At 68.3% G+C, this 15,959-nt stretch carries 13 protein-coding genes; 6 read left to right on the top strand and 7 right to left on the bottom strand.

Annotated features, from left to right (window positions below; genetic code table 11):
• Nucleotides 1-486: 486 nt before the first annotated feature.
• Nucleotides 487-1,065 carry a nitroreductase family protein gene (locus tag ACK3BB_RS08465; protein ID WP_428928286.1) on the top strand — a complete coding sequence of 193 codons (579 nt, stop codon included), beginning with the start codon at nucleotides 487-489 and terminating at the stop codon, nucleotides 1,063-1,065.
• Nucleotides 1,062-1,772, top strand: coding sequence for an EI24 domain-containing protein (locus tag ACK3BB_RS08460; protein WP_428928285.1), 711 nt, complete (start codon nucleotides 1,062-1,064; stop codon nucleotides 1,770-1,772). Before ACK3BB_RS08465 ends, ACK3BB_RS08460 begins: the two co-directional genes overlap by 4 nt.
• Nucleotides 1,773-1,926: 154 nt before the next feature.
• On the opposite strand, the gene ACK3BB_RS08455 is transcribed toward ACK3BB_RS08460, so the two are convergent.
• Together ACK3BB_RS08455 and mce are read right to left on the bottom strand one after the other, a co-directional pair.
• Nucleotides 1,927-2,202 carry a DUF1467 family protein gene (locus tag ACK3BB_RS08455; protein WP_428928284.1) on the bottom strand — a complete coding sequence of 92 codons (276 nt, stop codon included), beginning with the start codon at nucleotides 2,200-2,202 and terminating at the stop codon, nucleotides 1,927-1,929.
• Between the two features lie 3 nt (nucleotides 2,203-2,205).
• Nucleotides 2,206-2,610: a methylmalonyl-CoA epimerase gene (mce, locus tag ACK3BB_RS08450; protein WP_428928283.1), complete on the bottom strand. Its 405-nt coding sequence runs from the start codon at nucleotides 2,608-2,610 to the stop codon at nucleotides 2,206-2,208.
• 129 nt (nucleotides 2,611-2,739) lie between these two features.
• On the opposite strand from mce, the gene ACK3BB_RS08445 reads away from it, so the two are divergent.
• Complete coding sequence (locus ACK3BB_RS08445) at nucleotides 2,740-3,459, top strand: response regulator (protein WP_428928282.1); 720 nt, start codon at nucleotides 2,740-2,742, stop codon at nucleotides 3,457-3,459.
• 473 nt (nucleotides 3,460-3,932) lie between these two features.
• On the opposite strand, the gene ACK3BB_RS08440 is transcribed toward ACK3BB_RS08445, so the two are convergent.
• The 3 genes from ACK3BB_RS08440 to aspS form a co-directional block, all read right to left on the bottom strand.
• On the bottom strand, nucleotides 3,933-5,141 hold the full coding sequence (locus ACK3BB_RS08440) for a DUF1501 domain-containing protein (protein ID WP_428928281.1): 1,209 nt from the start codon (nucleotides 5,139-5,141) through the stop codon (nucleotides 3,933-3,935).
• 11 nt (nucleotides 5,142-5,152) lie between these two features.
• The gene (locus ACK3BB_RS08435; RefSeq protein ID WP_428928280.1) at nucleotides 5,153-6,538 is read right to left on the bottom strand and encodes a DUF1800 domain-containing protein; all 1,386 of its coding nucleotides are present in this window, start codon (nucleotides 6,536-6,538) and stop codon (nucleotides 5,153-5,155) included.
• A 148-nt stretch (nucleotides 6,539-6,686) separates the two neighbouring features.
• Nucleotides 6,687-8,471: an aspartate--tRNA ligase gene (aspS, locus tag ACK3BB_RS08430; protein ID WP_428928279.1), complete on the bottom strand. Its 1,785-nt coding sequence runs from the start codon at nucleotides 8,469-8,471 to the stop codon at nucleotides 6,687-6,689.
• Nucleotides 8,472-9,168: 697 nt separating this feature from the next.
• On the opposite strand from aspS, the gene ACK3BB_RS08425 reads away from it, so the two are divergent.
• The 3 genes from ACK3BB_RS08425 (at nucleotide 9,169) to ACK3BB_RS08415 (ending at nucleotide 14,506) form a co-directional block, all read left to right on the top strand.
• Complete coding sequence (locus ACK3BB_RS08425) at nucleotides 9,169-10,203, top strand: class I SAM-dependent methyltransferase (protein WP_428928278.1); 1,035 nt, start codon at nucleotides 9,169-9,171, stop codon at nucleotides 10,201-10,203.
• Nucleotides 10,204-10,327: 124 nt separating this feature from the next.
• On the top strand, nucleotides 10,328-13,663 hold the full coding sequence (carB, locus tag ACK3BB_RS08420) for a carbamoyl-phosphate synthase large subunit (RefSeq protein ID WP_428928277.1): 3,336 nt from the start codon (nucleotides 10,328-10,330) through the stop codon (nucleotides 13,661-13,663).
• Nucleotides 13,664-13,909: 246 nt separating this feature from the next.
• Nucleotides 13,910-14,506: a thymidine kinase gene (locus ACK3BB_RS08415; protein ID WP_428928276.1), complete on the top strand. Its 597-nt coding sequence runs from the start codon at nucleotides 13,910-13,912 to the stop codon at nucleotides 14,504-14,506.
• A 245-nt stretch (nucleotides 14,507-14,751) separates the two neighbouring features.
• Here ACK3BB_RS08415 and ACK3BB_RS08410 read toward each other — a convergent pair whose 3' ends face one another.
• Together ACK3BB_RS08410 and proC are read right to left on the bottom strand one after the other, a co-directional pair.
• A complete protein-coding gene (locus ACK3BB_RS08410; protein ID WP_428928275.1) occupies nucleotides 14,752-15,090 on the bottom strand; it encodes a tRNA-binding protein in 339 nt (112 codons plus the stop codon).
• Complete coding sequence (proC, locus tag ACK3BB_RS08405; protein WP_428928274.1) at nucleotides 15,083-15,895, bottom strand: pyrroline-5-carboxylate reductase; 813 nt, start codon at nucleotides 15,893-15,895, stop codon at nucleotides 15,083-15,085. Before proC ends, ACK3BB_RS08410 begins: the two co-directional genes overlap by 8 nt.
• Between the last annotated feature and the right edge of the window lie 64 nt (nucleotides 15,896-15,959).

The raw sequence follows: 15,959 nt of genomic DNA, 5'->3' as shown, positions 1-15,959 counted from the left end.
ACCCCGGCCGGTCCAAGGCCCGGTACGCGCCCCGCTCCTTCTCGCCAGGCCGCTCCCGGCGCTGCCTTTGTCCGCGCCGGGGCGCCCCGCCTGACCCGCCATACAACCTCCCAGGGCCAGCCCACCGGGCGCGCCATCCATCCGCGCCGGGCCAGCGCATCGATCGCGCCGATCGCCCTGGCCAGTCCGCCGACCTCGCCGCTCGCTAGGCCAGTCCCACCGTCAATCCACTCCGGGACAGCCATCGGGCCCACCGTTTATCCTCGCCGGGCCAGCAACCGGCCCGTCATCCCCGCAAAGGCACCCACCGGTGTCTCGCCGTCCATCCCCGCCAGGCCGCCCACCGGGCCCCCGCCACCAATCTCCGCCAGGCCCGCCCACCGGCCGCGCTGCCCTTCCCCCGCACCTGCCATCCGCCCCGCCTCTTGAAATTGCCGGGCAGGACGAAGAGATAGGGCAGGACAAATGTAAAAAGGCGTCACATCCATGCCCGATCCCAATCCCGCCGCGCTCGATTTCCTGCTGACGCGCCGGTCCCGGCCCTACAAGACGCTGGGCCAGCCCGTGCCCAACCGGGCCGCGCTCGAGCCGATCCTGACCGCCGCCCTGCGCACGCCCGATCACGGCAAGCTGGAACCCTGGCGGCTGATCGTGCTTGAAGCCCCGGCCCTGCGCCGGCTGGCCGATATCGTGTCGGCCCGGGGCACGGCCCTGGGCAAGTCCGACGACGACATTGCCAAGGCCCGGCTGGCTTACGAGATCAGCCCGCTGGCCGTGGCCGTGATCGAGGTGCAGAAACCCTCCGACAAGATCCCGGCCGTGGAAATGACCTATGCCGCCGGGGCGGCCTGCCTGGCCCTGCTCAACGCCGCGCTGGCTGCGGGCTGGGGGGCCAACTGGCTGTCGGGCTGGCCCAGCCATGACCGGGGCTTCTGCGCCGAGGCGCTGGACCTGGCCGACAACGAGACCGTGGCCGGGCTGATCCATATCGGCACCGAAAGCGCCACCCCGCCCGACCGGCCCCGGCCCGACCTGGCCACCGTGACGACCTGGGTTTCCGCATGATCCTGACATCCTTCATGCGCGCCCTGGGCCAGGCCGGGGATCCGCGCTTTCGCAAGGTGCTGTTCCTGGGCATCGGCCTGACCCTGGCCCTGCTGGTGGCGCTTTATGCCATCGTGTTCTTTGTCGTCGGCTGGCTGGCCGGCGACAGCATGACCCTGCCCCTGATCGGCACGGTGACCTGGGTCGACAGCCTGCTGGGCTGGGGCTCGCTGGTGCTGATGATGGGCCTGTCGGTCTTCCTGATGATCCCCGTGGCCGCGGCGATCTCGTCGATGTTCCTCGACCAGGTGGCCGAGGCCGTCGAAGAGGTGCATTACCCCAGCCTGCCCCATGTCGATCCGGTGCCCCTGCTCGACGGGTTCATCGACGGGCTGGGCATGCTGGGCGTGCTGATCCTGGCCAACATCCTGGCCCTGGCGCTCTACCTGGTCTTCGCCCCGCTGGCGCCGCTGATCTTCTACCTGATGAACGGCTACCTGCTGGGCCGGGAGTATTTCACCCTGGTGGCCATGCGCCGGATCGGCCGGGCCAATGCCAAGGCTGCCCGCAAACGCCACATGGCCACGATCTGGGCGGCCGGCACGCTGATGGCCCTGCCCCTGACGATCCCGATCCTGAACCTGCTGGTGCCGATCTTCGGCGCGGCGACCTTTACCCATGTCTACCACGCCCTGGCCCGCAAGGACCCGCGGCTCAGCTCGGTCTGACCGCCCGTAGGATGGGTGCAAGCACCCATCCTACCCCTGCACGGCACTTGGCCTGTCTCCTCGCCGTGTCGCAGTCCTGAGCAAGACCGCATCCTGCCCGCGCACTTTCTGCCCGCACGCGCCGCCACGTCACGCCATCGGCCCGGCCCGGACATCACTCCAGCGGCGGCATCCGGTTGAACCAGTCGAAGTCGCGCACGCTGATCGCCCCGGTCACGATGATCGTCGCCACGATCCCCCAGATGACCGCCGCGGCCAGCGTCGTGATGATGGCCTTGCGCCTGAGGTTATGCTCTTCGGGCGCGCCCTTGTGGGTCCCGGGCACAACCGCCCCGGCCTCGCCCTGGGTCTGCAGGCGCAGGGGCAGGACGACGAAGAAAGTCATGAACCAGATGACAACGAAAAGCACGATTCCGGCGGTGATGGACATGGCTCAGACCTGTTCCAGCTCGACCAGGCAGCCGTTGAAATCCTTCGGGTGAAGGAACAGCACCGGCTTGCCATGAGCCCCGATCTTCGGCTCGCCGCTGCCCAGCACCCGGGCGCCCGTGGCCTTCAGGTGATCGCGCGCGGCCAGGATGTCCTCGACCTCGTAACAGACATGGTGGATGCCCCCCGACGGGTTCTTGTCGAGAAACCCCTTGATCGGGCTGTCGTCGCCCAGCGGGTAGAGCAGCTCGATCTTGGTGTTGGGCAGTTCGATGAAGACCACCGTCACCCCGTGGTCGGGTTCGTCCTGCGGGGCGCCGACCTTGGCGCCCAGGGCGCTGCGGTATTGCTCGGATGCCGCCTCGAGATCCGGGACAGCGATGGCTACGTGGTTGAGACGTCCGATCATGGGGTCCTCCGAAACACAGATCCACCCGGTTATGGCACAGCGCCCGGCAGGGGCAAGGCCCGGGCGCATTAACCGGGTGTTAGCAAACCTGGCCGTAGCCTCGTCGGATAACAGACCGGAGGACACGCGATGCCCGAATCTGAACTCTACGGCCCGCCCGGGCCGGCGCCGACCCCGTCCCGCCCGCTGCTGGGCATCACCGTGCTGGTGGTCGAAGACAGCCGCTTTGCCTGCGAGGCCCTGCGCCTTCTGTGCCTGCGCAGCGGGGCGCGCGTCCGCCGGGCCGATTGCCTGAAATCCGCCCGCCGCCACCTGCGGGTCTACCGGCCTTCGGTGATCATCGTCGACCTCGGCCTGCCGGACGGCTCGGGCCTGGACCTGATCCAGGAGATGATCGACACCGCGCCCCGGGTGCCGGTGATCCTGGGCACCTCGGGCGACCGCTTTGCCGAACACGCGGCCATCGCCGCCGGCGCCGATGGCTACCTGCCAAAACCCATTGAATCCCTTGCCGCTTTCCAGGAAGCCATCCTGCAGCGCCTGCCCGCCGACCGGCGGCCCGCCACCCTGTCGCTGCCCACGGACGAGCTGATCCGCCCCGATCCGATCGCCTACCAGGACGACATGGCCCATGCCGCCGACGTGCTGTCGGACATGGAGGATTCCAAGGCGCTGGATTACGTCGCCCAGTTTGTCGGCGGGGTTGCCCGCAGCGCGGCCGATGAGCCGCTGGCCCGGGCGGCCGAAGACCTGGCCGACGCCCGGCGCAACGGCCGGCCCGTGGCGTTCTTCGCCGCGCAGGTGGCAGGCCTGGTCCAGACCCGGCTGGCCGACCGGCAGGTGGTGTGACGATGGATGGCGCAACCCTTGTCGCCCTGCACGGGCTGGCGCTGCTGCTGGGAGCCGTTGCAATCCTGCTCCTGACCGGCCCCCGCCCCTCTGCCCGCCCTGTCCGCAGCCGCCCGCGCGGCCCCTCCCGCGACCTCAGGCCGCACCGCCGCAAACGGCCCTGGCGCCCGCCGGTGGGCTGACACGCCGGTCCTCCGAGTGACCGGCGCCCGGGGAATGTGTTGGGCGGCGATGTGGCATGGCGTTCCGGGGCCGTGGTCGGAAAGGGCTGTTACGGGTCAGGCGGCGGGCCTTCGGCTGCGGCATAGATCCACCGCGTGAATCATTGCCAGAGCCAGGGCCAGAGCCTAGAGCCTAGAGCCTAGAGCCTAGAGCCTAGAGCCTAGAGCCTAGAGCCTAGAGCCTAGAGCCTAGAGCCTAGAGCCTAGAGCCTAGAGCCTAGAGCCTAGAGCCTAGAGCCTAGAGCCTAGAGCCTAGAGCATCACGCCCGGATCGGCGCCCATGTCCAGCCCCGGAAAGACCACGCTTTCCAGGATGGCCCGGTCCAGCCCCGTGGCGGCCTTCAGCATCCAGGCCGCCGGCGCGCGGACATCGCCCGTGGCCACCAGGTCGCGCCCGGCATAGAGATCGGCCTCGGCCACGCCCGGCCAGTCGCCCAGCACCCGGCCGCCGCGCACCGCCCCGCCGGCCAGCACCATCAGTCCGCCGGTGCCGTGATCGGTGCCGTTCGTCCCGTTCAGCCGCGCCGTGCGCCCGAATTCGGTCATCGCCACGACAGCCGTCCGGTTCCAGACATCCGCCCCGGCCGCCCTCTGCAGGCCCAGCAGCGTATCCGCCAGCCGGCCCAGCGAGCGGCCGATGTCACGGTCCTGGTTGCGGTGGGTGTCCCAGCCCATCAGCGAAAAGGCCGCCACGCGGGTGTCTCCCCGCAGCCGCTCGCCGACGAATTCGGCCATCTTCACATGCTGCGCCCCGCGCATCGCCCGGACCATGTCCCGCTCGATCGGCGTGCCGGCCGCCATGATTCCGTCGCCTTCGTCCGACAGGATCACCGCCTCGCTGAGCGCCGCGTGAAAGGCCGGGTCTTCTTCCATCATCCGCTCGGCCAGGCGCAGCGCCTGGGGGCTCATCTGCAACCGCGCGTCCGGCGTCCAGTCGGCCACCTCGGCCGCGCCCAGCAGCACCTTCATCTCGCCCCGGCCCACGGCATAGGCCGTCTGGGCCTCGACCCCGGGCATTTCCTGCAACATCCGGTTCAGCCAGCCGTCACGCCGCTGGCCCACCCCGGCGGTGCCCGCCTCGAGGATGTCCTGGCCGTCGAAATGGCTGCGCTTGTCGCGATAGGGCGTCGACACCGCATGGACAAACCCCAGCTGGCCGGCCTGCCACAGCGGCATCAGCGGCCCCAGCGCGGGGTGCATGGCAAAGCCGCCGGCCAGCTCATGCGCCTCGGCCCGGGTGGCCGCGGCGGCCGGCCGCAGGTCGGAAAACGCGGCATCGCCGTAGGGCCGCAACGCATCCAGCCCGTCCATCCCGCCCCGCAGGATGATGACGACAACCCGCGTGTCCCAGGGCGCGGCGGCCAGGCTGACGGGCGTCATCCAGGGGCTGGCCGCGGCGGAGCATCCCAGCAGCGCGGCACGGCCCAGCAGGGCGCGGCGGGTCAGGCGGTCGGAACGCATGGCAACACCTCCTATCGGCGCTGAAAGGCCGGGGACGACAGGACCAGGCCGATGGCCTCGGACCGGCTTTCGGCGGCGCGCGCGGCAAAGCGCACGGGCTCGGTGACATAGGGCCCCAGCGCCTGGTCGACGAACTCGCGCGGGTCGGGCAGATCGGGGCGGAACCGCTGGGGCGCGTCCATGGCCCACCGCATGCGCGCCGACAGGCCCTGCGGCGTGATCCAGGCCTCGTCCTCTTCGGGCCAGCCGTCGGGGCCCGAGGGTTCGGCCCAGGGCTGGCCCATCAGGGCCAAAGGCGCAAAGAGCAGCCCGTAGAGCTGGCCGTGATCCATCTGGCCGGCCGGTTCGTCGGGCAGGTTCAGCGCCCGCCCGGCGGAGGCCATGAAATCGAAGGGCGGCTTGACGTTGGACAGGCCCGGCGCCCAGGACGCGGGATGTTCGAGCAGCGCGGCATAGACCTGGGCCAGGTCGCCGTCGGTCTCGGTGAACCGGCGTTCGACATGGGCGACAAGATCGGGATCGGGCCGGTCGGCCACGAAATGCACGGCCAGCTTGCGGGCGACATGGGCGGCCGTGGCCGGGTGGCGGGCCAGGTCGGTCAGCGCGTCGTGGATATTGTCCAGCCCCGGCTCCGCCCCGTAGGTGCGCCCCAGAAGGGTCTCGGCGCCCGGCTCGGCCCAGCCTTCGAAATAGCGCAGCCCGCCGTGCTTGGCCCGATAGGTGATGCCGGTCAGCAGCTCGGCAAACTCGCGCACGTCACCCTGGCCATAGGGCCCGCCGGCGCCCAGCGTGTGCAGCTCAAGCACCTCGCGGGCGAGGTTTTCATTCATGCCCTTCAGGTTCTTCTGGCGGGCGACGGCCGGGCTGTTGGGCCCGGCGGAGTTCATCTGGTCGAGGGCGTTCAGCATGACCGGATGGGTCACGGCCGCAATCAGCAGATCGGCAAACCGCCCGGCCAGGTTGGGCCGGATGGCCGATTCGACAAAGGCCGCGTTGGAATAGAGCATCAGGTCGGTCTTGCCCGTGGCCGTGAAATGATCGGCCCAGAACTGCACAAGCCGCTCGCGGAAACCGGTCGTCGTATGGGCCCAGCGCAGGCAGCGTTGCATCGCCCAGCGCACCCTGGATTGATCGGTGTCGCGGCGCAGGGCGCGGATCTCTTCGGTCAGCCGGTCGCTTTCGGCCGTCTCGCCGGCCTCGTTGCGCTGGCGATACAGGCCCTGGATGCGCAGGATGCGTTCGTTGAACCCGGCGAAATCCTCGATCGGATGGCGCTGGACCATCGCGTCGAGGGCCGACAGACCGTCAAGCAGGGCCGCGGCATCAGCCGGCGGATCCAACACCGGGGACAGGCCGCAGCCAAAGCGGATCTCGGCAAGGTAGGGCGAAAACGTCACGCAGATCTTCCCTTTCGGGCCGGCCGGACGGCCGGGCATCTGCTCCCAGATATAGGATACCCCGCGCCCGCCGTCACGGGCCCGGGGTCACTTTGCAACCACAGCGGTCGGCGGGCGGCCGGTTCCTGCCGCCCCTGCCCCGCGCGGGTCAGCTGTCCTGCGGAATGACCCGCAGGCCCAGTTCCATCAGCTGGTCCGACGTCGGCTCGGACGGGGCCTGCATCATCAGGTCCTCGGCCCGCTGGTTCATCGGGAACATGATGACCTCGCGGATGTTTTCCTGGTCGGCCAGCAGCATGACGATCCGGTCGATGCCCGCCGCGCAGCCACCGTGCGGCGGGGCGCCGAAATGGAAGGCATTGTAGAGCGCGCCAAAGCGGTTCTTGACCTCGTCCTCGCCATAGCCGGCGATCTCGAAGGCTTTCAGCATGACATCGGGCTTGTGGTTCCGGATCGCGCCGGACACCAGTTCATAGCCGTTGCAGGCCAGGTCGTACTGGAACCCGCGCACGGCCAGCGGGTCGCCGTTCAGCGCGTCCATCCCGCCCTGGGGCATCGAGAAGGGGTTGTGTTCGAAATCAATCGCCCCGGTTTCCTCGTCCTTCTCGTAGATCGGGAAATCGACGATCCAGGCAAAGGCGAAACGGTCCTTGTCGGTCAGTCCCAGCTCGTCGCCGATGACATCGCGCGCCCGGCCGGCAACCCGTTCAAAGGACGCCGGCTTGCCGCCCAGGAAGAAGGCCGCGTCGCCCACGCCCAGGCCCAGCTGCTGGCGGATCGCCTCGGTGCGCTCGGGGCCGATGTTCTTGGCCAGCGGGCCTGCGGCTTCCATGCCGTCCCCCTGGTCGCGCCAGAAGATATAACCCATCCCCGGCAGGCCCTCTTTCTGGGCAAAGGCGTTCATCCGGTCGCAGAACTTGCGCGAGCCGCCCGTGGGGGCCGGGATGGCGCGGATCTGGGTGCCGTCCTGTTCCAGCAGCTTGGCAAAGATGGCAAAGCCGGAGCCGGCGAAATGCTCGGACACGATCTGCATCTCGATCGGGTTGCGCAGGTCGGGCTTGTCGGTGCCGTATTTCAGCGCCGCCTCGGCATAGGGGATCTGCGGCCAGTCGCCGGGGGCATCGACCTTGCGGCCGCCACCGAACTCTTCGAAGATCCCGGCGATGACCGGGGCCACGGTGTCAAAGACATCCTGCTGCTCGACAAAGGACATCTCCATGTCGAGCTGGTAGAAATCGGTGGGCGAGCGGTCGGCCCGCGGGTCTTCGTCGCGGAAACAGGGCGCGATCTGGAAATACTTGTCGTAGCCCGACACCATGATCAGCTGCTTGAACTGCTGGGGCGCCTGCGGCAGGGCATAGAACCTGCCCGGATGCAGCCGCGAGGGCACCAGGAAGTCGCGTGCGCCTTCGGGCGACGAGGCGGTGATGACCGGGGTCTGGTATTCGCGGAACGCCTTGTCCCACATCCGCCGGCGGATCGAGGCGATCACGTCCGAGCGCAGGGTCATGTTGCGCTGCATCGCCTCGCGGCGCAGGTCGAGGTAGCGATAGCGCAGGCGGGTTTCCTCGGGATATTCCTGGTCGCCGAAGACCATCAGCGGCAGTTCCTCGGCCGCGCCCAGCACTTCGATGTCGCGGATATAGACCTCGATCTCGCCGGTGGGCAGCTTGGGATTGATCAGGCTCTCGTCGCGCGCCTTCACCGTGCCGTCGATGCGGATGCACCATTCCGAGCGCACCTTCTCGGCCGCGGCAAAGACCGGGCTGTCGGGGTCGCAGAGCACCTGGGTGATGCCGTAATGGTCGCGCAGGTCGATGAAGAGCACGCCGCCGTGATCTCGGACGCGGTGCACCCAACCGGACAGCCGAACGGTCTGGCCGACCTCGGCTTTGGTCAGATCGGCGCAGGTATGGCTGCGATAGGCATGCATGAAAGCGGCTCCCGGAGTGCTGAAAAGTTCCGCGCCGATACACATCGCGCGGGCGGTGAAGTCAAGCTTGGCCGTGAATGTGCCGCGCGGAGTTTGGGAAAAACCTTCCGACACCCTAGTTTGTTAACCGTGAAAGGGAGGTCAAACGACCATCTGGGTGAGTTCCATGTGGGAAACGGTATTACACACGACATTGACGCGCCTCGTTCGCACCGGGGCATTGACGGTCACATATCCCGACGGGCGCCGGCAGCGATACGGCGATGACCAAAGGCCCGACACGGGGCCGTATGCGGGGCAAGGCATTGGCCAAGGCTCTGCGCAAGGCACCGGGCCGGACATGGCACCGGCCTCGCGGCAGGATGCGGGGCCGCAAGCGCAACAGGACAGGCGGCAGGCTGCGGAGCAGGCCACGGGACAGGACGGCCAACCGGGCACCGGGCCGCAGACCGGACCGGACGTTCAAACGGCAAACGGGCCAACATCAGACAGACCACCTGCCAAGGGGCCGAGACACCGGCCCGCAGCGGCACAGGGCGGGGATCCGGGCGGGGATCCCGGATCGGCCCCCTTCTCCGCCCGACAAGCCGGCAATCCGCAACACCGCGCGCCGATCACGACAGCCGTCCGCTTCACCGATGCCTCGGCGATCCGGGCGCTCTGCCTCAACCCCGACCTGGGCCTGGGCCAGGCCTACATGGCCGGCACCTTCGTGCCCGACGATCTCGATGCCTTCCTGCGGCTGATCATCCGCAACCGCCGGCCCGGCACGATGCCTTTCTGGGTCGATTGGGCCGACCGCGCGCTCTACGCCGCTCGCCGCATCCTGCAGCACAACACCGCCGCCCGGTCGCGGGCCAACGTGGCGCATCATTACGACATATCCGACGATCTCTACCGGCTCTTCCTGGATGCCGACATGCAATATTCCTGCGCCTATTTCGCCCGGCCCGACATGTCCCTGGACCAAGCGCAGGCCGCCAAGAAGGCCCATATCGCCGCCAAGCTGGCGCTTGAACCGGGAATGGAGGTGCTCGACATCGGATGCGGCTGGGGCGGCATGGCCCTGACCCTGGCCCGCGACCACGGCGTGCGCGTGACCGGCGTCACCCTGTCGGACAACCAGCTGGCCACCGCCCGGGCCCGGGCCCGCGAGGCCGGGCTGGAGCACATGGTCGACTTCCGCCTGCAGGATTACCGGGCGATCGACCGGCAGTTCGACCGGGTGGTCAGCGTGGGCATGCTGGAACACGTGGGCCTGCCCCACTACGGCACCTATTTCGACAAGGTGGCCGGGCTGCTGCGCGACGATGGCGTCGCCTTGGTCCATACCATCGGCCGGGCCGCTCCGCCGACAACGCCCAGCCCCTGGTTCGACCGCTACATCTTCCCCGGCGGCTATATCCCCTCGCTGTCGGAACTGGCCGTGCCGGTCGAACGGGCCGGGCTGTGGACCTGCGACGTCGAGACCCTGCGCCTGCATTACGCCCTGACGATCCGCCAGTGGCAGACGCGGTTCCGCGCCAATGTCGACCGGGTCCGCCAGATGTACGACGAGACTTTCGTGAGAATGTGGGAGTATTACCTGACCGCCTGCATCATGGCCTTCGAAGAACAGCCGCACGGGGTTTTCCAGCTGCAACTGGCGAAATCCGTTGAAACCCTGCCACTTACCCGCGAGTATCTCTATCCGCCCGGCGCCGGCGCCCGGGCCATCGCGGCGGCCGAATAGGGCCGCGGCCCGCATAAACGCGCATGGGGGCCTTGCGCCCGTGCGCCCCTTGCCTATAACGCAGGCCGATTTGACCGGGCGCGCTCGCGCCGGGAATCGCCAGCATGTCAGAAAGGGGCCCTCCATGCCGAAGCGTACCGACATCAAGTCGATCATGATCATCGGTGCAGGACCCATTGTCATCGGGCAGGCCTGCGAGTTCGACTATTCCGGCGCCCAGGCCTGCAAGGCCCTGCGCGAGGAAGGCTACCGGGTCATCCTGGTGAACTCGAACCCGGCCACGATCATGACCGACCCCGGCCTGGCCGACGCCACCTATATCGAGCCGATCACCCCCGAGATCGTCGCCAAGATCATCGAAAAGGAACGCCCCGACGCGCTGCTGCCGACCATGGGCGGGCAGACCGGGCTGAACACCTCGCTGGCGCTCGAAGAGATGGGCGTGCTCGAGAAATTCGGCGTCGAGATGATCGGCGCCAAGCGCGAGGCCATCGAGATGGCCGAGGACCGCAAGCTCTTCCGCGAGGCGATGGACCGGCTGGGCATCGAAAACCCCCGCGCCACCATCGTCACCGCCCCCAAGGTCGACGGCAAGAAAGACCTGGCCGCCGGCGTGCAGCTGGCGCTCGAATCGCTTGAAGACATCGGCCTGCCGGCCATCATCCGCCCCGCCTTCACCATGGGCGGCACCGGCGGCGGCGTGGCCTATAACCGCGACGATTACGAGGCGATCTGCCGGTCCGGCATGGATGCCTCGCCCGTGGGTCAGATCCTGGTCGATGAAAGCCTGCTGGGCTGGAAGGAATACGAGATGGAGGTGGTCCGCGACACCGCCGACAACGCCATCATCGTCTGTTCCATCGAAAACGTCGATCCCATGGGCGTGCACACCGGGGACTCGATCACCGTGGCCCCTGCCCTGACGCTGACCGACAAGGAATACCAGATCATGCGCAACGGCTCGATTGCCGTCCTGCGCGAGATCGGCGTCGAGACCGGCGGGTCGAACGTGCAATGGGCGATCAACCCCGAGGACGGCCGCATGGTCGTGATCGAGATGAACCCGCGCGTGTCGCGCTCTTCGGCGCTGGCCTCAAAAGCTACCGGCTTCCCGATCGCCAAGATCGCGGCGAAGCTGGCCGTGGGCTACACGCTGGACGAGCTGGACAACGACATCACCAAGGTGACCCCGGCCTCCTTCGAGCCGACCATCGACTATGTCGTCACCAAGATCCCGAAATTCGCGTTCGAGAAATTCCCCGGCTCCGAACCGCTGCTGACCACCGCGATGAAATCCGTGGGCGAAGCCATGGCCATCGGCCGCACGATCCACGAATCGCTGCAAAAGGCGCTGGCATCGATGGAATCGGGCCTGACGGGCTTCAACGAGGTCGACATCCCCGGCGCGCCCGACAAGGCTGCCGTGATCAAGGCGATCTCGGTCCAGACGCCGGACCGCATGCGCACCATCGCCCAGGCCATGCGCCACGGGCTGACCAATGACGAAATCCAGGCGGTCACGAAATTCGACCCCTGGTTCCTGGACCGCATCCGCGAGATCGTCGATGCCGAGGCCGAAATCCGCGCCGAGGGCCTGCCGGTCACCGAAGCCGGGTTGCGCGCGCTCAAGATGATGGGCTTCACCGATGCCCGGCTGGGCGAGCTGACCGGGCGCGACGAGGCCAACGTCCGCCGCGCCCGCCACAACCTGGGCGTCACGGCCGTGTTCAAGCGCATCGACACCTGCGCGGCCGAGTTCGAGGCCCAGACGCCCTACATGTATTCGACCTATGAAGTGCCGATGATGGGCGAGGTCGAATGCGAGGCGCGGCCGTCGGACAAGAAAAAGGTCGTCATCCTGGGCGGCGGGCCGAACCGGATCGGCCAGGGGATCGAGTTCGACTATTGCTGCTGCCATGCCTGCTTTGCGCTGACCGATGCGGGCTATGAGACCATCATGGTCAATTGCAACCCCGAGACCGTGTCGACCGATTACGACACGTCGGACCGGCTGTATTTCGAACCGCTGACGCTGGAACACGTGCTGGAAATCCTGCGGGTCGAGCAATCGGCCGGCAACCTGCACGGGGTCATCGTGCAGTTCGGCGGCCAGACGCCGCTGAAGCTGGCCAATGCGCTGGAGGCCGAGGGCATCCCGATCCTGGGCACCACGCCCGACGCCATCGACCTGGCCGAGGACCGCGAGCGGTTCCAGAAGCTGGTGCAGGACCTGGGCCTGAAACAGCCGGTCAACGGCATTGCCTCGACCGACGCGCAGGCGCTGAAGATCGCCAAGGACATCGGCTTTCCGCTGGTGATCCGGCCGTCCTACGTGCTGGGCGGGCGGGCGATGGAGATCGTCCGCGACATGGGCCAGCTGGAACGTTACATCAACGAGGCCGTGGTCGTGTCGGGCGACAGCCCGGTGCTGCTCGACAGCTACCTGTCGGGCGCGGTCGAGCTGGATGTCGACGCCCTGTCGGACGGCACCCAGGTGCATGTGGCGGGCATCATGCAGCACATCGAGGAAGCCGGCGTGCATTCGGGCGACAGCGCCTGTTCGCTGCCCCCCTACTCGCTGCCGGCCGAGATCATCGACGAGGTCAAGCGCCAGACCGAATCGCTGGCCAAGGCGCTGAATGTCGTCGGCCTGATGAACGTGCAATTCGCGGTCAAGGACGGCGAGATCTACCTGATCGAGGTCAACCCCCGCGCCTCGCGCACCGTGCCCTTCGTGGCCAAGGCCACCGACAGCGCGATCGCCTCGATCGCCGCGCGGGTCATGGCCGGAGAGCCGCTGACGACCTTCCCGCTGCGCGCGCCCTATGCCGATGTCGATTACGACACCAACCTGCCGCTGGCCGATCCGATGACGCTGGCCGATCCGAACATGCCGTGGTTCTCGGTCAAGGAGGCCGTGCTGCCCTTCGCCCGCTTCCCGGGCGTCGACACGATCCTGGGCCCCGAGATGCGTTCGACCGGCGAGGTCATGGGCTGGGACCGCGATTTCCCGCGAGCCTTCCTCAAGGCGCAGATGGGCGCGGGCATGGTGCTGCCGTCGACGGGCTGTGCCTTCGTGTCGATCCGCGACCTGGACAAGGGGCCGCAGATGGTCGAGGCGGCGCAGGTGCTGGCCGGCCAGGGCTTTGCCATCGTGGCCACCCGGGGCACGGCGGCCTGGCTCAAGGACCAGGGCGTGGCCTGCGAGCAGGTCAACAAGGTCTATGAAGGCCGGCCCGACATCACCGACCTGATGAAGGACGGGGGCGTGCAGCTGGTGATCAACACGACCGAGGGGGCGCAGGCCGTCGAGGACAGCCGGTCGATCCGGTCGATCGCGCTGTACGACAAGATCCCCTATTTCACCACGGCAGCCGGGGCCCATGCGGCGGCGCTGGCGATCCGGGCACAGAACGAAGGCGGCGTCAGCGTGAAATCCCTGCAGGGCGCCGACGCCTGAGCTTGACGCAAGGCGCGATGCGGCGGAGACTTCGCCGCATCGAGCACCCCACCCAAAGGAGCGCAAAATGCGCCTGATCCGCCCTGCCCTCGCCCTGACCCTCCTCGCCGCGCTTGCGGCCTGCGGGCGCGGCGTGCCGCTGATCCCGATCATCTGATCCGGCGCGGGGTGCGCCTTGGCCACCCCGCTGACACGCTGTCCAAACACCGCTTGCCCGCCGCCCGCGATCCCGCGTAGACCGCGGCCATGGCCAAGCTCTTCTTTCATTATTCGACCATGAACGCCGGCAAGTCGGCGGTTCTGCTGCAAGCCTCCTACAATTACCGGGAAATGGGCATGCGGACCTTCCTGCTGACGGCGCGGATCGATGCGCGGGCGGGAGAAGGCCGCATTGCCTCGCGCATCGGCATCGCGGCCGAGGCCGAGACCTTCCTGCCCGAGGACGACCTGCAGGCCCGGATCGCGGCGGTGCAGGCCGAGGCGCCGGTCAATTGCGTCTTTGTCGACGAGGCCCAGTTCCTGACACCAGAGCAGGTCTGGCAGTTGGCGCGGGTGGTCGACGATCTGAACGTGCCGGTGATGTGTTACGGGCTGCGGGTGGACTTCCGGGGCGAGCTGTTCCCGGGCTCGGCCGTTCTGCTGGCGCTGGCCGACGAGATGCGCGAGGTGCGCACGATCTGCCATTGCGGGCGCAAGGCGACGATGGTGGTGCGCAAGGCCAATGGCGCGGTGATCACCGAGGGTGCACAGGTGCAGATCGGCGGGAACGAGAGCTATGTGTCGCTGTGCCGGCGGCACTGGCGGGAAGCGGTGGGCGACCGGGCGGACGTCGCCGAGGGCTGAGGCTCGGACTGGCCGTCGCCGGGGGTTGAGACCCGGAATGGAGAGTGCGGCGCGGGGTGGCGGGCGTCGTCGGAGGGGGCGCCCGGAATGGAAAGTGCGGCGCGGGGTGGCGGGCGTTGTGTCTGGTATTTTTGCCAAGAAGAAGACAGGGCCGGACGAGACGCCCCCGACTGGGCGACGGGTGGTGGCCGGGTGGTCGGTCGGGCCGGGAAGCAGCCCCGGGCCGAGGGGGCCCGGGGACGGGATCAGTGCAGACGGCCGCCGCTGGGCACGTCGAGATCCGGGCGGGCCAGGACGATGGCGCCTTCGGCGTCGGGGAAGCCCAGGACCAGCACTTCGGACATGAACTTGCCGATCTGGCGGGGCGGGAAATTGACCACGGCCATGACCTGCTTGCCGACCAGGCTGGCCGGATCGTAATGCACGGTGATCTGGGCCGAGGAGCGTTTCTCGCCGATCTCGGGGCCGAAATCGATCCAGAGCTTGATCGCCGGCTTGCGGGCCTCGGGATAGGGCTCGGCCCGCAGCACGGTGCCCACGCGCACGTCGACCTTGAGGAAATCGTCGAAGCTGATCTCATCCATTGGCCAGTTCCTTCGACCGGTCGGTCGCCGCGGCCACGGTGCGGGCGATCAGGGGTTTCAGCCCGTCGGGAGCCATCAGCACATCGAGCCCGGCCTGGGTGGTGCCGTTGGGGCTGGTGACATTGATGCGCAGCTGTTCGGCCGTCTCGCCCGAGGTTTCGGCCAGCGCTCCGGCCCCGGCCACGGTGGATACGGCCAGTTGCATGGCCATGTCGGCCGGCAGGCCCTGGGCCTCGCCCGCGGCGGCCATGGCTTCGATCATGTGAAAGACATAGGCCGGGCCCGAACCGCTGAGCCCGGTGACGGCGTCGATCTGGGCCTCGCTGTCCAGCCGGACGGTGCGGCCGATGGCCGACAATAGCGCCTCGGCCAGGTCGAGCTCGGCATCGGCCACGTGGTCATTGCCGACCACGGCGGTGATGCCCCGGCGGATGGCGGCCGGGGTATTGGGCATGGCCCGGATCACCGGGGTCGCCGCGCCGAGCACCTCTTCGAAATAGGCGATGGGCGTGCCGGCCGCGACCGACAGGAAGACCGTGCGCCCGCCGCCGAAGGCCTGCAGCTCGGGCAGGGCCTGGGCCATGATCTGAGGTTTGACGGCCACCAGCACGATGGCCGGATCGGCGGGCAGATCGGTGTTGAGATGGACGCCCTGGGCCGTCAGCCAATCGCCCGGGCGCGGGTCGCGCACCCAGACCGACGTGGCCGGCAGGCCGCCGGACAGCCAGCCTTCGAGCATCGCCGAGCCCATCTTGCCACAGCCCAGGAGCACCAGCCCCCGGGACGCGAGTTCATCCATGTTCATGATCCTGGCCCCCAAGTCCCTGTGCGGGGCCATCCGGTCTGCTTGCGGCCCCGCGTGTTCACGG

It is taken from the genome of Marinibacterium sp. SX1 (genome assembly GCF_050389775.1).
Classification (GTDB): domain Bacteria; phylum Pseudomonadota; class Alphaproteobacteria; order Rhodobacterales; family Rhodobacteraceae; genus Marinibacterium.
The sequence above is the reverse complement of the archived record's forward strand: the minus strand, read 5'-3'. Positions and strand labels throughout refer to the sequence as shown.

Coding starts and splice junctions, on each gene's coding strand:
- ACK3BB_RS08465 (WP_428928286.1), top strand. CDS start 487: ATGCCCGATCCCAATCCCGCCGCGCTCGATTTCCTGCTGACGCGCCGG.
- ACK3BB_RS08460 (WP_428928285.1), top strand. CDS start 1,062: ATGATCCTGACATCCTTCATGCGCGCCCTGGGCCAGGCCGGGGATCCG.
- ACK3BB_RS08455 (WP_428928284.1), bottom strand. CDS start 2,202: ATGTCCATCACCGCCGGAATCGTGCTTTTCGTTGTCATCTGGTTCATG.
- mce (WP_428928283.1), bottom strand. CDS start 2,610: ATGATCGGACGTCTCAACCACGTAGCCATCGCTGTCCCGGATCTCGAG.
- ACK3BB_RS08445 (WP_428928282.1), top strand. CDS start 2,740: ATGCCCGAATCTGAACTCTACGGCCCGCCCGGGCCGGCGCCGACCCCG.
- ACK3BB_RS08440 (WP_428928281.1), bottom strand. CDS start 5,141: ATGCGTTCCGACCGCCTGACCCGCCGCGCCCTGCTGGGCCGTGCCGCG.
- aspS (WP_428928279.1), bottom strand. CDS start 8,471: ATGCATGCCTATCGCAGCCATACCTGCGCCGATCTGACCAAAGCCGAG.
- ACK3BB_RS08425 (WP_428928278.1), top strand. CDS start 9,169: ATGGCCGGCACCTTCGTGCCCGACGATCTCGATGCCTTCCTGCGGCTG.
- carB (WP_428928277.1), top strand. CDS start 10,328: ATGCCGAAGCGTACCGACATCAAGTCGATCATGATCATCGGTGCAGGA.
- ACK3BB_RS08415 (WP_428928276.1), top strand. CDS start 13,910: ATGGCCAAGCTCTTCTTTCATTATTCGACCATGAACGCCGGCAAGTCG.
- ACK3BB_RS08410 (WP_428928275.1), bottom strand. CDS start 15,090: ATGGATGAGATCAGCTTCGACGATTTCCTCAAGGTCGACGTGCGCGTG.
- proC (WP_428928274.1), bottom strand. CDS start 15,895: ATGAACATGGATGAACTCGCGTCCCGGGGGCTGGTGCTCCTGGGCTGT.